18 protein-coding genes and 1 pseudogene are annotated in these 19,458 nt (G+C 49.3%); 18 read left to right on the forward strand and 1 reads right to left on the reverse strand.

Annotated features, from left to right (window positions below):
• Window positions 1–241: 241 nt before the first annotated feature.
• The 8 genes from ACX1DY_RS24645 to ACX1DY_RS24680 all read left to right on the forward strand — a co-directional run bounded on the left by ACX1DY_RS24645 (window position 242) and on the right by ACX1DY_RS24680 (window position 8,996).
• Window positions 242–1,543 (forward strand): ABC transporter substrate-binding protein, encoded by a 1,302-nt coding sequence (locus tag ACX1DY_RS24645; RefSeq protein ID WP_458966838.1) that lies wholly within the window; start codon window positions 242–244, stop codon window positions 1,541–1,543.
• Window positions 1,544–1,635: 92 nt separating this feature from the next.
• Window positions 1,636–2,523, forward strand: a complete 888-nt coding sequence (locus ACX1DY_RS24650; protein WP_458966839.1) for a carbohydrate ABC transporter permease — start codon at window positions 1,636–1,638, stop codon at window positions 2,521–2,523.
• Window positions 2,516–3,361, forward strand: a complete 846-nt coding sequence (locus tag ACX1DY_RS24655) for a carbohydrate ABC transporter permease (RefSeq protein WP_458966840.1) — start codon at window positions 2,516–2,518, stop codon at window positions 3,359–3,361. Before ACX1DY_RS24650 ends, ACX1DY_RS24655 begins: the two co-directional genes overlap by 8 nt.
• Before the next feature lie 98 nt (window positions 3,362–3,459).
• Window positions 3,460–4,866 carry a glycoside hydrolase family 30 protein gene (locus ACX1DY_RS24660; protein WP_458966841.1) on the forward strand — a complete coding sequence of 469 codons (1,407 nt, stop codon included), beginning with the start codon at window positions 3,460–3,462 and terminating at the stop codon, window positions 4,864–4,866.
• A gap of 19 nt (window positions 4,867–4,885) precedes the next feature.
• The gene (locus ACX1DY_RS24665; protein WP_458966842.1) at window positions 4,886–7,606 is read left to right on the forward strand and encodes a beta-galactosidase; all 2,721 of its coding nucleotides are present in this window, start codon (window positions 4,886–4,888) and stop codon (window positions 7,604–7,606) included.
• A gap of 66 nt (window positions 7,607–7,672) precedes the next feature.
• Window positions 7,673–8,086 carry an SRPBCC family protein gene (locus tag ACX1DY_RS24670; RefSeq protein ID WP_458966843.1) on the forward strand — a complete coding sequence of 138 codons (414 nt, stop codon included), beginning with the start codon at window positions 7,673–7,675 and terminating at the stop codon, window positions 8,084–8,086.
• Complete coding sequence (locus tag ACX1DY_RS24675) at window positions 8,083–8,553, forward strand: MarR family winged helix-turn-helix transcriptional regulator (protein WP_458966844.1); 471 nt, start codon at window positions 8,083–8,085, stop codon at window positions 8,551–8,553. Before ACX1DY_RS24670 ends, ACX1DY_RS24675 begins: the two co-directional genes overlap by 4 nt.
• 2 nt (window positions 8,554–8,555) lie before the next feature.
• Window positions 8,556–8,996 (forward strand): EVE domain-containing protein, encoded by a 441-nt coding sequence (locus tag ACX1DY_RS24680; protein ID WP_458966845.1) that lies wholly within the window; start codon window positions 8,556–8,558, stop codon window positions 8,994–8,996.
• A 133-nt stretch (window positions 8,997–9,129) separates the two neighbouring features.
• On the opposite strand, the gene ACX1DY_RS24685 is transcribed toward ACX1DY_RS24680, so the two are convergent.
• Complete coding sequence (locus ACX1DY_RS24685) at window positions 9,130–9,666, reverse strand: GNAT family N-acetyltransferase (RefSeq protein ID WP_458966846.1); 537 nt, start codon at window positions 9,664–9,666, stop codon at window positions 9,130–9,132.
• 274 nt (window positions 9,667–9,940) lie between these two features.
• Here ACX1DY_RS24685 and ACX1DY_RS24690 point away from each other — a divergent pair, with 274 nt between their 5' ends.
• The 10 genes and pseudogenes from ACX1DY_RS24690 (at window position 9,941) to ACX1DY_RS24735 (ending at window position 19,278) form a co-directional block, all read left to right on the forward strand.
• Complete coding sequence (locus ACX1DY_RS24690) at window positions 9,941–10,561, forward strand: GNAT family N-acetyltransferase (protein WP_458966847.1); 621 nt, start codon at window positions 9,941–9,943, stop codon at window positions 10,559–10,561.
• An 11-nt stretch (window positions 10,562–10,572) separates the two neighbouring features.
• Window positions 10,573–11,145, forward strand: coding sequence for a TetR/AcrR family transcriptional regulator (locus ACX1DY_RS24695; RefSeq protein WP_458966848.1), 573 nt, complete (start codon window positions 10,573–10,575; stop codon window positions 11,143–11,145).
• Window positions 11,146–11,258: 113 nt separating this feature from the next.
• Window positions 11,259–12,434: an ROK family transcriptional regulator gene (locus ACX1DY_RS24700; RefSeq protein WP_458966849.1), complete on the forward strand. Its 1,176-nt coding sequence runs from the start codon at window positions 11,259–11,261 to the stop codon at window positions 12,432–12,434.
• Between the two features lie 44 nt (window positions 12,435–12,478).
• Window positions 12,479–13,450: an ROK family protein gene (locus ACX1DY_RS24705; protein WP_458966850.1), complete on the forward strand. Its 972-nt coding sequence runs from the start codon at window positions 12,479–12,481 to the stop codon at window positions 13,448–13,450.
• 26 nt (window positions 13,451–13,476) lie between these two features.
• Complete coding sequence (locus ACX1DY_RS24710; protein ID WP_458966851.1) at window positions 13,477–14,436, forward strand: sugar phosphate isomerase/epimerase family protein; 960 nt, start codon at window positions 13,477–13,479, stop codon at window positions 14,434–14,436.
• A 28-nt stretch (window positions 14,437–14,464) separates the two neighbouring features.
• The gene (locus tag ACX1DY_RS24715) at window positions 14,465–16,198 is read left to right on the forward strand and encodes a prenyltransferase/squalene oxidase repeat-containing protein (RefSeq protein ID WP_458966852.1); all 1,734 of its coding nucleotides are present in this window, start codon (window positions 14,465–14,467) and stop codon (window positions 16,196–16,198) included.
• 136 nt (window positions 16,199–16,334) lie between these two features.
• A pseudogene (locus ACX1DY_RS24720) lies at window positions 16,335–16,547 on the forward strand (transposase zinc-binding domain-containing protein); the annotation flags it as partial.
• A 405-nt stretch (window positions 16,548–16,952) separates the two neighbouring features.
• The gene (locus tag ACX1DY_RS24725; protein WP_458966853.1) at window positions 16,953–17,828 is read left to right on the forward strand and encodes an effector binding domain-containing protein; all 876 of its coding nucleotides are present in this window, start codon (window positions 16,953–16,955) and stop codon (window positions 17,826–17,828) included.
• 33 nt (window positions 17,829–17,861) lie between these two features.
• Complete coding sequence (locus ACX1DY_RS24730) at window positions 17,862–18,752, forward strand: alpha/beta hydrolase family protein (RefSeq protein WP_458966854.1); 891 nt, start codon at window positions 17,862–17,864, stop codon at window positions 18,750–18,752.
• Between the two features lie 313 nt (window positions 18,753–19,065).
• Window positions 19,066–19,278: a hypothetical protein gene (locus ACX1DY_RS24735; protein ID WP_458966855.1), complete on the forward strand. Its 213-nt coding sequence runs from the start codon at window positions 19,066–19,068 to the stop codon at window positions 19,276–19,278.
• The last annotated feature ends 180 nt before the right edge of the window (window positions 19,279–19,458 follow it).

Here is a 19,458-nt window from a genome sequence, read left to right on the forward strand (position 1 = left end):
TGGTACTTTATTTTTTTCGGACAAATAAAAAGTTTCGCAGCAATGGTTGACAGTTTCCAGGATGTGGTCATATAATAAATTCACAGCTAATGAAACCCTTTTCATTCATGTGGTTTTAAAATAAATTAACAGGCCCGTGCAGAGCGGGTATTCTTTTTACCACAAATGAAACCCATTACATGAAATCCGTTTCATAAACTGTGTATGCCAACTTGTTTCGAAAATAAAAGGGAGGTTTACAATGAAACGCAAACTGGGATTTTTAATGGTAATGATGCTTGTCGTTGTTAGTGTTCTGTCTGGATGTGGAGGCGGCAATAACAATTCGGACAAGGCATCCAGCTCAAATGGCGGCAGCAGCAACGCAGTTTCAGACAAACCGGTTGATCTGACGTTAACGATGTGGGGCTCTGAGAGTGACAAGAAGGTTATGGAGCAACGTCTTGAAATCGTGAAGAAAACGAACCCGAATATCAACGTCAATGTGCTGCTTGTAGCCGGTGACTATGACCAGAAGGTTCAGACGATGATCGCTGGCGGAACGCCTCCCGATATCATGATGATTGCTGAAAACTATCAGGTGTACGCGAGCAAGGAGCAAATTATCCCTCTTGATGATTTTATTACTGCAAGCAAACTGGATATGAAAGAAAGATACAGCGATGATATTTCAAGTCTTATGAGCTACCAGGGCAAGCAATACGGCTTGCTGGACCGCGCAGGAGCGATGGTGCTTTTCTACAACAAAGACCTGTTCGACAAAGCGGGTGTCGCTTACCCTACCAAGGAATGGACGCAGAAGGAGCTGCTTGAGGCAGCGAAAAAGCTGACCGTTAAGGAAGGCGGCAAGACGGTTCAATGGGGATACTATCCAGGCTCCTGGTGGCCGCAGTGGATGCAGCTAGTCTACCAGAATGGCGGTTCGCTGTTTGATGCGAATAACAAGCCTACCTTCGATACACCTCAGGTTCGTGATGCCCTGCAATTGCTGAATGATATGAGCTACAAGTACGGCACTTCTCCGACAACTACTGAAATCGCAGATATGGGGAACGTTGGCGCAGATCCGCTGTTCGCACAAGGTAAAATCGCAATGGAAACCACAGGCTTCTGGAACATCGGCTCCTTGTCCAAGGTTGAAGGCATTAACTGGGATATTTCACCGATCTGGGGTGAGACCAATGCTTTCTTCAATGGTCTGACAATTACCAAACAGTCCAAGCATCAGGAAGAGTCATTTAAAATCATTAGCGGACTGACTGCACTGGATGCGCAAATGCCGATTATTGAGAGCGGTCAGGATGCTCCGGCTACCAAGCCTGCTTTGACCAGCGACGCTTTTGTTAATGCAGAGTATGGCGGCAAAAAAATCAACATGGCGGCATTCAGTGAATCCAAGCTGTACGCCGAGCCGCTGAATCCTAAATGGAACGAAATGATGAAGGTTATTGATGACAAGCTGGCACCTTTCTTCTTCAATGAAGCAACGCTTGACGATACCGTTAAGCAAATCCAGCAAGGGCTCGATAAACTGTACAAATAATAGATACAGAACATCCATCATTCAAGAGATCAAGGGATTAGCTGTCTTGAGCTGATCCCTGTTTCTTTAGGAGTAAATGCGGAGGTGGTTTTATGAAGAACAAGGACGGACGCTGGTTTTATATTTTTATCTCCCCTTGGTTAATTGGCTTCCTGGGCTTAACGCTGGGACCTATCATATTCTCTATTTATATGAGCTTTACAGATTGGGATTTATTCCAGTCTCCCAATTTTATTGGCTTTGAGAACTATATTAATTTATTAACTGATGACCCCATTTTCTGGAAGTCTGTCGGGAATACATTTTTTTATGCGCTAATAGCAATTCCTTTGGGCATGACCATCTCACTCTGGATTGCCTACTATTTGAATAAAAAGCTGAAGGGCATCACCTTCTTCCGGGTGCTATATTATTTGCCTTCGGTGGTTCCGGTTGTGGCCGCTTCGCTGCTGTTCATCCGATTGTTCGCTCCGACAGAGGGCTTAATTAATGAAATGCTGAGTTTTGTTGGCATTCAGGGGCCGCGGTGGCTGCTTGATCCCAATTGGGTCAAACCTGCTCTAGTTCTTATGTCCCTCTGGGGAGTCGGCGGCGGGGTAGTGCTGCTGCTTGCCGGTATGAAAGGGATTCCGCCTGAGCTGTATGAAGCTTCGTCGATTGATGGGGCGAGCAGCGGACAAAGCTTTTTTTCCATTACCTTTCCAATGCTTACCCCGGTCATTTTCTTCAATCTGATCACGGGAATTATCGGGGCGCTGCAAACCTTTGCCCAGGTCTTCATCGTAACCGCAGGCGGGCCGGATAACGCAAGTCAGATGGTCGTTCCGTACCTGTTCCAGAATGCTTTCCGGTTCTATAAAATGGGATACGCTTCAGCCATTGCCTGGATCTTGTTCATCATCATCCTGGTGCTGACACTGATTGTGTTCCGTTCATCCGCTTTATGGGTGCATTACGAGGAGGGGAAAGAAAATGGCTAGAATATCCTTGATGGAAAAAAGCGTTTCCTATGTGATTTTATGCGCGGTAGGTATTTTGCTGTTCGCTCCGTTTATCTACATGCTGTCGATTGCCTTTGCCAGTGATGCTACCACGGTAAAAGTAGCCTTTACATTCATCCCCCGAGAATTCACCATTGCCAATTTCACGAAAGTGTTCTCAGATTATCACCTGGGAACCTACTTGAAGAACAGCTTGATTATTACCGTGTGGACAGTGATTGGCTCGGTCGCTTCCGCGTCCTTCGTTTCTTACGGGTTCGCCCGTTTGAAGGCAAAAGGCAGCGGGATTTTGTTTGTAGTTCTGCTGAGTACCATGATGATTCCTGGTGAAGTGACGATGGTTCCCCAGTTTGTTATTTTCAAGGAGCTGGGCTGGGTGAATACATTCCTGCCGCTGATCGTGCCGAGCTTTTTCGCAGGGGCTTATAATGTCTTCTTAATCCGCCAATTCGTTATGTCGATTCCGAGATCGCTTGATGAGGCGGCGATGATTGATGGAATGGGGCATATGGGAATTTACTCGAAAATCATTCTGCCAATGACCTACCCGATTCTGGCGGCGATTGGTATTTTTTCTTTCTCCTACAACTGGGGGAATTTCATGGGGCCGTTAATCTACATTAATGATCCTGACAAAACTCCGCTGGCGCTTGGGGTGCAACTGATCAGTACAGCATCGGGCGGGCAAATTCCTCCGTGGAATATGGTCATGGTCGCTTCACTGTTCCTGACGATTCCAATGATTCTTGTCTATATGCTGGGGCAAAGGTTTGTATATGAAGCAAATATTAGCGGCGGAAGCAGCGGGATTAAATAACGGATCGCTCCGAGGAGAACCCAAATATGAGAAAAGTGAACCGGCGAGTTATTCTAATAAGCACCCTGGTCTTAACATTAGCTGTATTGGGAGGAATTATGGTAAATCAATCACAAGACAAGAAAACATCAAGGCTATTGAAGCTGGATGAGTCTGCTATCCATGTAGACCCGAAGGATGGCTATGACGGCTTTGAAGGCTGGGGCACTTCCCTTGCCTGGTGGGGACATGTACTGGGGCAATGGAAGGATGGGCAGAAGCTGGAGGAAGTGATGGACCTTGTCTTTGACCGTGAAAAGGGTCTTGGGCTGAACATCGTCCGCTATAACATCGGCGGGGGTGAAGATCCGAATATTGCGCACAATACGCTGCGGCCTGGCGGTGATGTTCCCGGCTTTCAGCCTGAAGAGGGAAAATGGGACTGGGAAGCTGACGCGGGCCAGCGCAAGGTTCTGCTTGGAGCTATAGAGCGTGGAGTTACCGTTGCCGAAGCCTTCTCCAATTCCCCGCCTTACTGGATGACCGTAAGCGGCTCCGTCACAGGAGCGGTTGATGGGGGAAACAACCTGAAGGATGAATATTACGGAGCCTTTGCTGATTATTTGACCGAGGTTGTCAAACAATACAAAGAGCGGTGGGGTGTGACGTTCCGTACGCTGAACCCGCTGAATGAACCGGCCTCTGACTGGTGGAAGAAGGGGAATATTCAAGAAGGCAGCCATTTCAGCGTGGATAAACAGATGGAAATCATTCAAAAGGTCTCCGAATCTCTGAAGTCCAAAGGGCTTACCAATACGGTGATCAGCGGACCTGATGAGAACAGTGTGGACGAAACGATGGATATGCTTTCGTTCTATGATGAAGCCACGCTGGGCCGCTTGTCCCAGATCAATACCCATACGTACAACGGAAGCAAGCTGGAGGAGCTGCGGAATTTCGCGCAGGAGAAAGGGAAACGCCTGTGGATGTCTGAATACGGAACGGGCGGCAGCGAGCCTCATAATCACCAGGATATGAGCAGTGTAATGGAGCTGGGTGAGCGGATTATTTTTGATCTGCGTGTGCTTAGACCGTCCGCGTGGGTGTATTGGCAGGCTGTTGAGGATGAGGGGGCGAAGAACAACTGGGGGTTCATCCACTCTGATTTCACCTCGGGCGAGAGCTATGAAGTAACGAAGCAGTATTATGCGATGGCCAACTTCAGTCGTTTCATTCTCCCGGATTCCCGTATACTGCTGACGGATGATGGACGGACAATAGCGGCGTACAATGAAGGTAAACATCAGCTTACCATTGTAGTCAGAAACGAGCAGTCGGATAAAGAGGTTACCTATGATCTGACTCCTTTTGAGTATGAAGGCACTACGGCTCAAGTCTACCAGACCTCTGCGGACAAAAATTTAGAGCCATCGGAAGTGCCGCTGTACACTAACGGAGTACGGCTGACTGTGCCGCAGCAATCCATTACGACGATTGTAATCTCCGATATTCGGATTAAAGAGTAGAGAGAAAGGTGTGGGGAGAATGACTGTAAATTACGACAAGAGAAGCTATACCATTAACGGGCAGCAGGTCTTCCTGAACAGCGCAGCCATCCACTATTTCCGTATGCCAAGGGAGGAATGGCGCGAGGTACTTGTTAAGGCCAAGCTGGCTGGGATGAACTGTATTGATACCTATTTTGCCTGGAATGTGCATGAGCCTGAAGAAGGGGAATGGAGCTTCGGAGATGACCGGGACTGTGGGGCTTTTCTTGATTTGTGTGCGGAGCTGGGGTTATGGGTTATCGCCCGCCCAGGCCCGTTTATTTGTGCTGAGTGGGACTTCGGAGGGTTCCCGTGGTGGCTGAACAATAAAAAAGAGGTGGCGTTCAGAACCTGCAGCAAGCCGTATCTGGATTATGTGGATCGTTATTTCGACAAGATCATTCCTATTATCCGGGAGCGTCAGATTGCACAGGGAGGCAGCGTGATCCTTGTGCAGATCGAGAATGAATATGGATATCTTGAAGATGATGAGGCCGCTGCCAGCTATATGAAATATTTAAGAGACGGATTGCTGCAGCGGGGAATAGAAGTGCCGCTGATTACCTGTGTAGGCGGTGTGGAAGGCGCTATTGAAGGTGCGAACTTCTGGTCGAATGCTGACCAGCATTATGAGGAGCTTGAGCGAAAGCAGCCGGATATGCCAAAGATTGTAACCGAGTTCTGGACAGGCTGGTTTGAGCACTGGGGAGCACAGGCTGCAACGCAGAAGACAGCGGAGCTCTATGAGAAAAGAACACTCGAGGTGCTGCGTGCAGGATATAGCGGCATAAGCCACTATATGTTCTACGGGGGAACGAATTTTGGCGGCTATGGCGGAAGAACAGTCGGCGCAAGCGATATTTTCATGGTCACTTCCTATGATTACGATGCGCCCTTGAACGAGTACGGCAGAGTGACAGAGAAATATGCTGTAGCCAAGAAGCTGTCCTACTATATCCAGGCCATAAGCGGATTCCTGCTGAATGCGGAGGAGGACCAGAATGTCCCAGTCCGGTTAAGCGAAGGATTCACAGCGCGTTCCAGGGGACGCGGAAGGGAGCGCATCTGGTTTGTGGAGAGCGGAAAGCAGGAGAGAGAGAATGCGTTTCTTACCTTGTCCCGTGGAAATACTATTCCGGTTACAGTTAAGCCCGGAGCAATTACACCTGTTCTCGAACAATTGGAAATTTCCCAAGAGGTATTCTTGACATGCAACTCCTATCTGCTCAGCAATGAGGAAATAGAGGGAGTTCACACTTTGATTATTGCTGCCGACAATGGGAACCGCTCTTGGATCGAAATTGAAGCCGGACAATCCATTGAATTAACGGGACAACAGCCGCAGCTTATGAAGCTAAGCGGTGACCGTAAGAAAATAACGCTGGACAGCTTTCATTTCTCGGAGCCGCAGGTGTTATCCATCTCTATCGGCGGGAAGCTGTTCCAGCTTATCCTGGTGAACGGAGATATGGCCGACTCTGCTTGGCGTTTCGCGGGTCCGTCTGGTATAAGGTGGGCGCTTGGCTACCCGGATATGGACATTACCGGACAAGGGGAAATCAAGGCGGCGGTAAGCCGCAGAGAGCATGCGGTTCTTCATTTGGGCAATTGGGAGGATGCTTCTACTTCGCTGGATGAATCACCTTATGTACATCTCGAGAAGCCTGAATTAAGTCTAATGGCTACATCGTCCGTTACCTTATCGTCTTCGGATGACCGTGTGTACTCCGAGGTCCCGCTGGATTTCTCCAGTATGGAGGTGCCATACGGCTATCTTCTGTATACCTGTGATTTCGAGCAAGGCCCGGATGAAGTAAGAACGTTAGTTATTCCTAAAGTTCAGGATACTTTTAGAGTATATGTCAATGGCGAGGAGTCGCAGCTGGTTCGTCAGGTTGGAGCATCATCCATCGAGCTTAAGCTGAAGCCTAACGAGACCAACCGGCTGCAATTGCTTGTGCAGAATATGGGCCGTTTGAATTTCTCCCCGTTTCTCGGCGAGTTCAAAGGTATTCAGGGTCCCGTATTTCTGGATGGCAATTCAGTTGACTTGCGTGATCAGTGGCAGCATGGAGGGCAGTCTCTGCATCTCGGACAGGTCTGCAGCGTAGAGCCGGGCACTGTACTGCAACGGACCTTCACCATTCAGGGGCAGGACCGGGCCATTCTGGTAGGCGCAATGAGCGGGGAGCTTACGATTAATGGCGAGTCCATTGATATCAGCGGGTATAAGGATTGGTTCATGTTCCACACGATGGACATCTCCGCCTATATCCGTGAGGGACTTAACACCATCGAAATGAAATATATCAAATCGCCGATAGACCGGCTGGAGCTGATTAGCTACCATTCGCAGAATGAGCTGAACGGCTGGTCCATACAAGATGCGAGTGGGCTTGAGCAAAGTGCAGAAGGCAAGCAGCCCGGCAAAGGGCCGGTATGCCACTCTTTTCATTTCCACAAACCGGAATGGCCGGAAGCGGCCCATGTCAAGCTGAAGCTTCGGCTGTCCGGAATGAGCAAAGGCTATGTAAAGCTGAACGGAATGGATGCCGGCCGCTATTGGGGTATTGGTCCACAGGAGGATTACAAGCTTCCGATGGCTTGGCTGGAGGAGCAGAATGTTCTGGAAATATTTGATGAAGAGGGAAGAGCGGCAGCCGGTGTGAAGCTGATCTTCGATGAACACTCCAGTATGAGGTGGATATCGCTCAGATAAGCCTTGACAGAACATTGTAAGTGTAATTATAATAAGTTAACTTACAATAGAAAGCGGGGCTTGTTCATGGAACTCAGTTTCGAAATAAAGGTACAGTCGACACGGGAGAAAATCTGGCATTACTATGCTGATGTTCAAAATTGGTTTGTCTGGGAGGACGATCTGCTTAACATCTCCCTCCAGGGTGATTTTATTACCGGTAGCACTGGTGTTATGGAGCTTGAAGGGCAGCCGGCAATTCATTTTGAATTGACTTCGGTGCGGGAGAACGAATCCTTTTGGGATAAAACAGTGATTCCAGGTGTGGGGAGCCTCCTTTTCGGCCACGATATTGTGGAGAAGAACGGTGAGCTATATATCAAACACACAGTTTCGCTACAGGATGCTGCAGCCACTCCTGAACATATACAGTTTGTAAGTCAGGTTTTCAGCGATGTTCCGGGGTCCGTATACGCTTTGAAATGTGTAGTTGAACAATGACGGATTTTCCATCCAAATTTGCAGACTCGTCTCAATCAACGGGCTTTCTCTTCATCCAGGCTTATAACAACTGGCATACCGAATTGAAGAGGCAGCTCAAGACTATTGATCTTACACATCCGCAGTTCGTTGTTCTGACGACATTGGGTTATCTGCAAAAGACCCATGAGGAAGTGCAGCAGGTGACGATTGCGAATGCGGCTGATATGGATGTTATGACGGTCTCACAGGTGTTGACGCTTCTGGAGAGGAAGGAGCTTGTCTACAGAGAGGCATCCAAGACAGATACCCGTGCCAAAGCCATTGCTCTGACCGGCAGGGGACAGGAGCTTCTCAAGCTGGCGCTCCCTATGGTGGAGCAGGTAGATGAGCTATACTTTGGACAACTGCAAGATACGAAGGCCGCCTTCAACGAAGCTCTACGGCTGCTTGCCGGTTATCGCTTTGACGGCGAGAGCGGGCGATGACCATGCCAAGATACTGGATTGGTATCGCTTCGGCAGAGCATGTGCAGCTTGGTGTCCAAGGAGGCTTTTGCCAGCTCTGTCATGGGAAGGCTCAGCCGCTCCACCGTATGCAGGCGAAGGATTGGATCATCTATTACAGTCCCAAGCATTCGCTCCATGCTGCAGAGAAATGCCAGGCGTTTACCGCTATCGGCCGAATAAAGGATTCGGATGTATATGAGTTTCAAATGGGAGAACAATTTCGCCCCTATCGCAGGAACGTTGATTTCTTCCCGTACTCCCGCCCAGTGTCTCTGCAAACGGTATCGGCGCATCCGCTATGGAGTCAATACCGTTCACAGCTGCGGTATGGGCATCTGGAGATCGACAAGGAGCTATTCCTGTTTATTGCCGGAGAAATGGGGCTTCCGCTCAAGTACAGCAATGCCGGGAAGATTTCTTAATTTATCAATGGTAAAGGCCTGTCTCTTATCTGATAACGGAAAATTAAGAGAGTTATGACTATAAACAAAATGGCACAAAAGGACGGCAAATGGCTGTCCTTTTGTGCCATTTTGTTTGGATTATATGTGTCTTTTACACATTAAATTCACTTTTTAATAGCCCATAAATGTATTCATCATAGTGTTGTCCATTCGTAAAGAGCATACTCCTAATTTTACCTTCTTGCTTAAAGCCAAGATACTCTTGTAATCTAATGGAACTTCCATTGAAAGCATATATATGTGCTGTTACCTTCACATAACGCAATTCATTAAAATAATATCGGAGTAGGATTGTTACAGCGTCCGATGCGTATCCATTACGCCAGTATTTACGAAAAATAGCTACGCCATATTTAAAAGTTCCGTTGCGGGCATCGCAACTATGAGAATTAATACTTCCTACTAATTCTCCATCGAGAGTTTCAATAGCAAGCATAATATTGTCTCCATTCGCACCCTTTGAAGCTTGCTGTTCAGCCCACGACTTAGTCCCAGCTTCCGATCTTGGAAAGTAAATTGCATCTGATGATCTGGCTCCCTCTGAATCCTGATCATTCTCATGAAACTTCATCCAATCATCAGGTACAATTGCTCGTAATCTGACTTTTTTACCTTCCCAAATGTTCATCGTTTTCCACCCCTTTCCATAACAAAAAGAATACCATAGCATCATTAAAAGAGACAGATTTATAATAAAACTTTTCCCTATAAGGTAGTAGCAAACACAATTTCAACATCTTCTTTTCATATAAAATAAATGAGTATCGCTTACGCAGCAGCAGCGCTTGATGAACTTGGCGTTTCCGTTGATGAGGAGTGTAATTTGACAAGAGGAATTGTGCTCTGTATTCTGGTACTATAAAAACCATTTAAGTACCAAGTTCCAGAGGAGGCATTTATCAATGGACAATATCTCAATCATTCCTGGCAAAATCGACTCGGAAGCCGGGGGCAGACTTAACAGTATTGCGCTGGATTATATGGTGTATCCCATTGCCGGGTCCAAGGACTCCAAATTAATTGAGCACACGATGCAGAAATTATGGAGGCTGGGGCTCAACCGTTTCAGCCATCGGTATGCTTTTGAAGCACAGATCAACCACAGAACGCTCGGGATGGTCACCTGCTACCCGGTTTCCATTATGAATAAGCTGGCTTGGCCCACTGTTCGGGAATTAATCAAGCTCCGCAAATGGAAATTGGTCAAGCATTCACTTGTAAATTGGTGGGAGACCTGGGCGATGTTATCCTTGAAGGAGGGAAGAGAGGATGAATATCATATTGGAACTTTGGCTATATTGCCTGAAAGCCGGGGAACGGGCATCGGCTCCAAATTAATTGATTTTGCAGAGGAAAAAGCCAGGCTCAGCAACTACGATAAGCTCTCGTTAACCGTGAGGCAAGAGAACAGCCGGGCGATCAATCTGTACGAGAAGCTGGGCTTCAAGATTACGGATGCCATAGATAAACAACCGTATCATCTTTATCGCATGGTAAAACCTCTTCCAAGACTGTTAACTTGAGGTGCTGAGATATGGATAACAACGTGTATTTGAAGATTTTGAAATTATTCGGGTCCAAGGGCACGCGGTTTACGACGGAGGATCTGGCAAGAGAGCTGGGGACGAGCAAACGTACCGTGTATGCTTACTTTTCGAGCAAAGACGAGATGATTGAGAAGGCAATAGATTTTGTGTTTACAGAAATCATTAAGTCGGATACGGATATCCTGGAAAATAAAGAGCTTTCGACGCATGAGAAAATAAAGCAGTATTTTCAGAACATTCCCGATGCTTATTCTATTGGCACCATTATCCGTCATACGGATGATCTTCAGCGGTACTACCCTAATCTGTACGAGAAGGTGAATCAGTACCTGAACACCATTTGGGATGATGTTATTCGATTGGTTGAGGAAGGGGTACAGAAGCAAGAACAGAAGGCAGTAAATACGGTAATCCTCAAGCTGATGCTGAATGAAACCCTGAGAAAGCTGCTGGACTATGAGTTCATTGCAAGGAATCAGGTTAGCTTCGAATCCGGGATAAAGGCGATGAGCGATATTATATTGTATGGTTTGATTAATGATTTGAAGAGGGAAGGTTAGTACCTAGCCCCCGAATAGACAGGTCAAATACTTGTCCCGGGGGCTAGAAATTTATTCAGTAAGTACGTATAATTAGTTAATAAAATTAACTAACTATAACGAAGAGGATGATCATGAAACTACAATCTGCAGGTACACCCAGAGCCATGCGCAGTTTGAATGAATCGCTGATTCTGGACAAGATTATCGCTGGCGGGCCGCAATCACGGGCGGATCTTAGCCGTCAGATCGGGTTAAGCAAACCGACTGTTTCATCGGCCATTGCTCATTTAATGGAGCGCGGACTGGTCAGGGAGACGGGGAGGGGAGATAACACCCAGGGACGAAAAGCAACCTTGCTTGAGTTCAACACCAGATGCTTTTATGTCATCGGCGTTGACCTGGGAGCTACCCGCATCAGGATGGCGCTGGCAGACATGGGGGGGCAGATTTGCCACTATAAGCAGCTTCCAGTACCAAAAGATAACATGGCGGATATGGAGTTTGAAGCTTTGCTTGTGCAAGGGATTGCAGATCTGCTTGAGGAAGCCGGGGTTACCTGGGAGAACATCAAGGCCGGAGCGGTTGGAATTCCGGGGATCGTTGATCCTGCAAGCGGTGAGGTATTTCAACTGGTAACACCGCTTAAGGGGCTGGAAAATACACTGCAACGCACGAGTCTGGCGCGCCTGTTCCCGGTATCGGTCATGACCGAAAATGACGTAAATCTGGCTGCACTTGCTGAGCATTCCGGCTCCGGCGATGCCGGGAGCGCCTCGCTCTTATATTTCTCGATTGGAGAGGGAACCGGAGGCGGCATTATTATAGGCGGCCAAATCTTTCGCGGCCTGGGCGGCGGGGCTGGGGAGCTTGCCGATATGAAGCTCAGCGGCGAGCGGCTGGAGGATGTTCTGTCCGCCAGCGGACTGCTGCGGCTCGCCTCTAGCATGGCTGGGGAGCAAGGCGCTGATCAGCGTCACTTGCCGGCTACATCCTCATTGTCTCCCGAGAAATTATTCGAAGCGGTTCGGAGCGGAGATTCCTGGGCACAGTCTGTCATCGAAGCTTATTGCGAAAGGCTGGCAGAGGCGTTGACCAATATCTGCGCTGTGATTGCTCCTGACACTATAATCCTCGGCGGCGGACTCGGCGGAAACGGAGATGTATTACTCCATCGGCTGGAATCCAGAATAAGCGGCCTGAACCGCAAGCCGCGGCTGCTTGTTTCGCGTCACAGGGAGAAGGATGTGGTTCTCGGAGCCATACAAATTGCGGCTCAGGAGGCGTTTCGCCACATTCGCGAAGCTTAGGCGGCATTTTACAATATTGGGGAGAAAACGGGAGGTTAGCATTTATGAACATTTATAGCGCAGGCATTGATGTTGGCGGAACCAAGACGCTGATTTGCCTTGCTGACGAAGGCGGTACGATTCTGGCGCAGCACAAGCTTGAGACGCAGCTTACACGTGATCCGCAGGTGTTTTTCCGGTGGTTGTTTGGCGAATTGGAACAAATCTGCGGGATTAACGGAGGCTCGTTGTCTTCGTTACGCGGCATTGGGATCGGGTTCCCTGGCGTTATGAACGAATCCACAGGGATTCTTTCCAGCGCCCCTGCATTGAATTGGCCTTTGGTGGATATTCGCCCTGTCATCGCAGCCCATTATTCCGGGATTGTGGTGCTTGATAATGATGTGAACATGGCCGCGCTGGGAGAGCATTTTGCCGGAGCAGGAGCCGGGGCAGAGAACTTTATGATGGTTACCGTTGGAACGGGGATCGGGGGCGCCTTGATTTTGAACGGAAGGCTGTACAGAGGGGCCAGCTTTGCTGCCGGTGAGATCGGTTATCTGATTCTTGAGCCTGGTGCAGACCGTTCATCTGCTCTTTCGGAGAACAGTGAATTCGGACCTTTTGAAATGGAGGTATCCGGAACGGGGATTGGCCAGAAGGCTGCGGATTATCTGTTTGAGGACAGCCGCCTCTCCGTGATGCGGCAAATGGCGAACGGCGGACAGGTTGGCGCTGAGCATGTTTTTGCCGCGGCGGCCGAGGGAGATGAAGCAGCAGTGCAGATTCTGAATCAATCCTACGAGCATATGGCTGTTGTGATCAAAAATATTTCGATTACCCTTGATCTTGAACGGATTATTCTTGGCGGTGGAGTTGTCGAGAAAAATCCGGGGTATGTGGATGAGATATCAAGCCGGGTGAGCCGTTATGCTCCTCATACGCCGCTGGTGATCAGACAGGCTGAGCTAGGCAATCAGGCCGGAGCAATTGGGGCCATGGCGGCAGTAAGAAACAGGCTCACTGCAAGTAAATAAACATATTGAAAGCGGGGTTTTCTAAAATGGAATTCACATCCAAAGAACAGTACTCCTTCTCGACCTGTTGGAATATCAAGCGCCATGAATCCGGCGAGTCGATGATTAACGAAATCAAGGCACTTGGATTCGGCAGAGTTGAGCTTAACTACAACGTGACCCATGACATGCTGAAGACGATAGAGCCGCTTATCGAGCGCGGAGAGATTGGAATCTCCAGTGTGCACAATACGTTTCCGCATGTGTCTGATCCTGACTATGGAACGGATTCCGTTCTTCTCGGATTTGAAGATGCTGAACGGCGGAACAGGGCGATAGAGCTGCTGCTGAAGTCGGCTGAATATGCACACCGCTATGGAGCAGAGGCCGTTGTGGTGCATCCGGGAGAGGTTCCTTTTGACGGGGATATTGATAGCCAGCTTAAAGACATATACAACACAGAGGGGCGTGAATCCCCGGCTTATCAGAAGCTGTGGTCTGAAATGATCCAGCGCCGCGAAGCCCTGAGTGACGGTTATCTTCAGCGCATCCGCAATAGTCTGGAGGAGGTCTGCGAGCAGTCCGCACGACGGGGCTATAACGTCAAATTCGGAATTGAGACCCGCTCGCGCTGCAATCAGATGCCAACGCTGGCGGAGGCAAAGAAGATTATATCCGGGCTGAACGGAGCGCCGGTCGGGCTATGGTACGATATCGGCCACGGCATGATGATGGGACGGATGGGACTCTACGACAATGTGAACGAAGCGAATGCGATGATCAAGGATATTGTAGGGGTTCACATCCATGAAACCATTGGTCTGTCGGATCATTGGTGTCCTTATGTGCACAGCGGGGATGCAGTAGGCTTCGATTCCTTCCTGGATATTATCGCGCAGGCTCCGGTTAAGGTGTATGAGCTCAAGGCCGTCTGCACTCCAGAGGATATTGAGCAGAGCCACCGGACTATTATTTCTAAAATTGCCCAGCGCGCTGTAAAAGCTTAGGCGCAGGAAGACGGAGGGAATTCAGCAGATGTTAGGCAGAATAAGTGCTATAAATGATGAGTGGACTAATGAATCGCTTCAGCGTCAAATCACTGACCGGAGCAACCGCTATTTCGGGGGTGTGCGTGACCCGCTGAACGGTGTTGCCTGGCCGAGCCATACCGGTACGGCCCAGTTTATTGCCGTATGGGCCGCTTCACTGGTTAATCCTGCGTCACAGTATCATCACGATATAGCCCTGCTGGAAAAGCTTCAGGAGGGGATGGATTTCATGCTGCGGTTCCAGCATGAGGACGGTACGATTTCGCCGGGCTGGACCAACTATCATTCCCCGCCGGATACGGCGTTCGTCGTGGTTGGCTTCGCCAACGTGCTTACATTGCTGGAGCAGCAGACTTGGGAGCCTCTAGCTGCCGTCACTCAGCAGATCCGGTTATTTCTGCAGCGGACGGTTCCGGCGATGCTGACCGGCGGTGTTCATACTCCCAACCACCGCTGGGTGCTTGCAGCCGCTCTTGGCTCCTTGTACCGTATTTTTGCATTGGACGGCTTGAAGCAGCGGGCGGATGAGTGGCTTCAAGAGGGAATGGACATTACACCGGATGGGGAGTGGACCGAGCGGAGCAACGGAATCTACAACACAGTCAGTGATATCATGCTCTATTATGCATCGCAGGATTTGGAGCGTCCCGAATTGCTTGAACCGGTACGCCGGAACCTGAGAATGATGAAATATCTGGTTCACCCTGATGGGGAAGTGGTGACGGACTATTCAGGACGCCAGGATTTCGGTAGTGTCTTCTCGCTGGCCGATTATTATCTTTGCTATAAGCTGATGGCTGAGCATGACCGTGATCCCGAGTTCGCGGCACTGGCCGAGCTTGCAGGCAGTGCCGTTACCCATCCCGGTTCGCTGCCCAATAACATCATGCTCGGGTTCCTGCTGTATCCGCAAATGCAGGCGGCCACCGTACAGCCGGAGGCGCTGCCTGTGCATTACCGTAAGGTGATCAATGGAGCCTTCAACCGGCAGGAGCTGCTGAACAAAATCGGGAAAGACGGCTACGGCGGACCCGTCCGCCACAGCAAGCAGCATACCGAATTCGGCGCTCCGGTTGCCCGCATTCGGAACGGGGCTACAAGTGCAACGGTAATGACTGAGGCTTCCTCGCATTTCTCGCTGCGGCACGGCAAGGCCCGGCTACTCGGAGTTCAGCTCGCTTCAAGCTTCGAGCCTGGCCTGATTACCATGCAGTCGCTGGAAGAAACAGATTCGGGCTTTCTGCTGAGCTCCACCGCGGAAAAGGGCTATTATGGACCCGTTCCGGGAGACAAGCTGCCGTCACTGTCCGGTTTACCGGCCAGTCCCTGGTATTTGCTGCCTCACGGTGAAAGACCGCTCACCCATTCCCAGCCAAGCAAGGTCACGGTTCGTGTGACCGATCACAGCGAGGGATGGGATTTACACTTTGCCCAGCAAGCGCCATCGGATGTGCTGACACAGATCGTGCTGCTGTTCGGCAAGGAAGGCAGCCTGGAGGGAACCGGCATCGTACCTGTGCCGGAGATGCGGGACACTTCGTTCTGGACATCCGGTACGATCCGTTATACCGCCGGAGAAGATTGGATGGAGCTGGATCAGGGGGCTCATGAGCATGAATTGGCCGAAGTCCGGGGGATGACCTACCCGGATGGCTGCCTGAAGGTCATTGTCAGCCTGATTACACCGCTGGACTATACGATGCGAATCCGCCTCTCTTAGGGGGGACGGTGGATGGACTTGGACATGCAAACCGGAGGAATTTGGTTTGCATGTTTTATTTGACATACTAGAATTTATAAAATTTCGGGGTGGAGGGAGTCTCCCACCTTGTTTTTGTATTTGGTAAAGTTAAGTAATGGAGACGAACATTCTAAAACGAATCTTTTTCGATGAACATGGGCATTGGGATAGCTTTGTTGCGAAGCATGAGGGAAAGCTACGTTCCAATGTTCTAAAGGAAGTAGAGAAGTTCCGCGGCTGCGGAGACCTAAGTAAAGGTTTTAAGCTGCTCGTGTGCGAAGGATGCCACGATCTGCGGCTTGTTCCGTATCGCTGCAAAGGAAGATTCTGAAGGGAATGGGTGAGGGGTGGAGAAGCGATAGCGCCCGCCTTTGAAGTACGTGTTCCAACCGCTGTAACCCTTCATTCAAGGAACACGGACTTCAACAGCGGTCGGAATCCCACACCCATCCCTCTCCGAACACAAACGTAAATCATACTGTAGAAAGAAAATAAAGTCTTAGACTAACGATGCATCATTAACCGAGGGACGGGCAGATTTGTTTAAAACCAGCGAGACTGAGCAATTGCGAGAGGTCGCTCTTTTGGCGAACCGAAGAGTGTGGCTGATCAGGAAACTATCTACGCTTGGAAAGTAGTGTTAGCTGCTCAGTAAAGTAAAATTCCGCAAAAAATATCAAAACAGAGCGTTCCATCTGTCGTAAAGTGAGTATATCGATACGGAGGCATTACAGTGAATTATAAGGATTTGGTAATCAAGGCCATTACCTATATTGAGGATCATCTGACCGATGAGAGATTAAGCACCAAGGTTATGGAGGCTGCGGGCTATTCGCCGTACCATTTTCACCGGATATTCCTATCGGTTACGAGAAACTCCGTCTCGGAGTACATACGCAAGCGGAGATTGACACAAGCAGCATACGATTTATTTTATACCAACCAAAGGATCATAGATATTGCCATCCTGTACCGGTTCGAGTCTCAGGTATCCTTCGCCCGAGCCTTTGGAAAAATGTTCTCCATCTCGCCTGGACAATTTCGAAAGCAAAGGGACATGAAGGACACGCTGTTCCGGGCAATGGAGAAGCTTCCTTTGGATGAAGTGGGGCTACAGCATTTGAATAAGAGCGTCTCCCTAGTGCCAGCTATTGTCTGCCTGAATAAGATGCATCTGGTCGGTATGTCGATACTGGGTGTCAATTCGGACGAAGTCGGAAAGCTATGGCGGAGCTTTAGGCAGCGTTTGTTTGAAATTGAGCGAAAGCCGGATACGGAAGACATATTTTATGCGGTCATTGAACTTACAGGTAGGCAATGGGAAGTCACGTATATCGCTTGTGTCGAGGTGGCTAGCGAGGAGAGTGTAGTTCCCTTGGGAATGGTCGCTAAGCTGCTCCCAGTTGTAACTTATGCGGTTTTTACTCATAAGGGGACATTATCGAGACTCAACGATACGTTCCAGTACATTTATGAAACCTGGTTACCCCAGTCAGGCAGCGTTCGTGCGAATTACCCGGAGTTTGTGCGTTACGACCATCGATATCTAGGACCGATGAACGAGGATTCGGTATTAGACATATATATTCCCGTTGGCTCGCCATATTAGGAGCATGTAGCTCAAGGAGAGGAAGAAATCAAGATGAACAAAATAGAAGACATTGTTGAAGGATATGCAGGTTGCTGTGAGGTACAAATTACCGACAACGCATTGAAGGTGACTGTTCCCATGATCGTGATGTATCCGACAGATGCACGGGAACAGACTGATAGGTTAGGGCCGTACTCGTTGGAGGTGGCCAGAGACGCAGCGCCGCTGGAGGGAAAATTTAGACTAGTCCTCATTTCACACGGTACAGGCGGTTCACCGCTTGTGTACCGGTCGCTCGCTCGGCATTTGGCGCGCAGCGGCTTTATCGTGGGCCTTCTCGAACATCCATTTAATAACCGCAATGATAATAGTTTAGAAGGTACTGTCCAAAACCTCACCTATCGCCCCCGGCACCTTCGAATGGCAGCCGACTGGTTTTTTGAAGATGAGAGGTTTAAGGGGCTTCTACAGCCGGGAGGCCATTCGGTCATCGGGCATTCCATGGGGGGCTACACCGCGCTTGCAGCAGCTGGCGGTATCCCGACCTCCTTCCCTACTGAGAGCCCGGATGGGAAGCCGCAGCAGATCGATGTCCCTCATGATTCACGCATCCGGTCCCTGATTTTGCTAGCCCCGGCGTCCGTTTGGTTCCGTAATGAGGGAGCATTAAACAACGTTCGGCTCCCGATTCTCATGTTGGATGCCGAGAGAGACCCTTACGCACTTCCTTTTCACGCGCAGATCATCATGAATAGTGTTGCTGAACCGCAAATGATTCGCTATCGGACGGTGGAGAATGCCGGACATTATTCCTTCCTGACTCCTTTCCCAGCTGAGATGATTTCACCAGCCTTTCCCCCCTCGCAAGACCCGCCCGGCTTTGATCGCGTGCAATTTCACGAAACGCTGAAGGCTGAAGTAGTAGAGTTTCTGTTGACTTAACATTAGGAACAATCACTTTCCGTCGAAATCAAATGTTAACTGAGAGTTCGATTAACTAATCGTTACGCTAACTGGGGAATGTTAGTTCAATATCAGGCTGAAACAGCAGCGGCAGTCTAAGACTTTATTTTCAAGTCTTAGTCCGCCGCTGCTTACTTTATTGGAACAGTCTAAAACTTATTTTGCGAAGGCTGCCAAATTAATAATTGAAAAACCACATTAGATCAACAACTCCAGTCTAGAACTTTATTTTCAACGAACACATACACCAAGGACGCCGCAAGGCGTTTTTCTTAGCCGGCCGGGGCCGGAGATGGAGGAAACAACGGCAGAAATGCCGTTGTTGGGTGGCCCGGGGCCGGGGATGGAGGAAACAACGGCAGAAATGCCGTTGTTAGACGGTCCGGGGCCGAGGATGGAGGAAACAACGGCAGAAATGCCGTTGTTAGGTGGCCCGGGGCCGGGGATAGAGGAAACAACGGCAGAAATGCCGTTGTTAGGCGATCCGGGGCCGGAGATGGGGTAGTGTCAAGAAGTTTGTGTAAGAGTAGAGTATCTCATCGGGTGTATCTTATAGGGTGTAAGAGTGTGTAGTGGCGGGGGAACCCCCCCACTACACACTCGCGAACACCTAATCTGCGGCCATTGTTTCGACCGTGGGGTAGCGTTCTTCAAATAACTTGCTTAACTGCTCTTTCACTGTTGG

Source organism: Paenibacillus sp. BAC0078 (assembly GCF_054483875.1).

Excerpts from the sequence above, each read along its gene's own strand:
- ACX1DY_RS24645 (WP_458966838.1), top strand. The coding sequence starts at position 242 with ATGAAACGCAAACTGGGATTTTTAATGGTAATGATGCTTGTCGTTGTT.
- ACX1DY_RS24650 (WP_458966839.1), top strand. The coding sequence starts at position 1,636 with ATGAAGAACAAGGACGGACGCTGGTTTTATATTTTTATCTCCCCTTGG.
- ACX1DY_RS24655 (WP_458966840.1), top strand. The coding sequence starts at position 2,516 with ATGGCTAGAATATCCTTGATGGAAAAAAGCGTTTCCTATGTGATTTTA.
- ACX1DY_RS24660 (WP_458966841.1), top strand. The coding sequence starts at position 3,460 with ATGGTAAATCAATCACAAGACAAGAAAACATCAAGGCTATTGAAGCTG.
- ACX1DY_RS24665 (WP_458966842.1), top strand. The coding sequence starts at position 4,886 with ATGACTGTAAATTACGACAAGAGAAGCTATACCATTAACGGGCAGCAG.
- ACX1DY_RS24670 (WP_458966843.1), top strand. The coding sequence starts at position 7,673 with ATGGAACTCAGTTTCGAAATAAAGGTACAGTCGACACGGGAGAAAATC.
- ACX1DY_RS24675 (WP_458966844.1), top strand. The coding sequence starts at position 8,083 with ATGACGGATTTTCCATCCAAATTTGCAGACTCGTCTCAATCAACGGGC.
- ACX1DY_RS24680 (WP_458966845.1), top strand. The coding sequence starts at position 8,556 with ATGCCAAGATACTGGATTGGTATCGCTTCGGCAGAGCATGTGCAGCTT.
- ACX1DY_RS24685 (WP_458966846.1), bottom strand. The coding sequence starts at position 9,666 with ATGAACATTTGGGAAGGTAAAAAAGTCAGATTACGAGCAATTGTACCT.
- ACX1DY_RS24690 (WP_458966847.1), top strand. The coding sequence starts at position 9,941 with ATGGACAATATCTCAATCATTCCTGGCAAAATCGACTCGGAAGCCGGG.
- ACX1DY_RS24695 (WP_458966848.1), top strand. The coding sequence starts at position 10,573 with ATGGATAACAACGTGTATTTGAAGATTTTGAAATTATTCGGGTCCAAG.
- ACX1DY_RS24700 (WP_458966849.1), top strand. The coding sequence starts at position 11,259 with ATGAAACTACAATCTGCAGGTACACCCAGAGCCATGCGCAGTTTGAAT.
- ACX1DY_RS24705 (WP_458966850.1), top strand. The coding sequence starts at position 12,479 with ATGAACATTTATAGCGCAGGCATTGATGTTGGCGGAACCAAGACGCTG.
- ACX1DY_RS24710 (WP_458966851.1), top strand. The coding sequence starts at position 13,477 with ATGGAATTCACATCCAAAGAACAGTACTCCTTCTCGACCTGTTGGAAT.
- ACX1DY_RS24715 (WP_458966852.1), top strand. The coding sequence starts at position 14,465 with ATGTTAGGCAGAATAAGTGCTATAAATGATGAGTGGACTAATGAATCG.
- ACX1DY_RS24730 (WP_458966854.1), top strand. The coding sequence starts at position 17,862 with ATGAACAAAATAGAAGACATTGTTGAAGGATATGCAGGTTGCTGTGAG.
- ACX1DY_RS24735 (WP_458966855.1), top strand. The coding sequence starts at position 19,066 with ATGGAGGAAACAACGGCAGAAATGCCGTTGTTGGGTGGCCCGGGGCCG.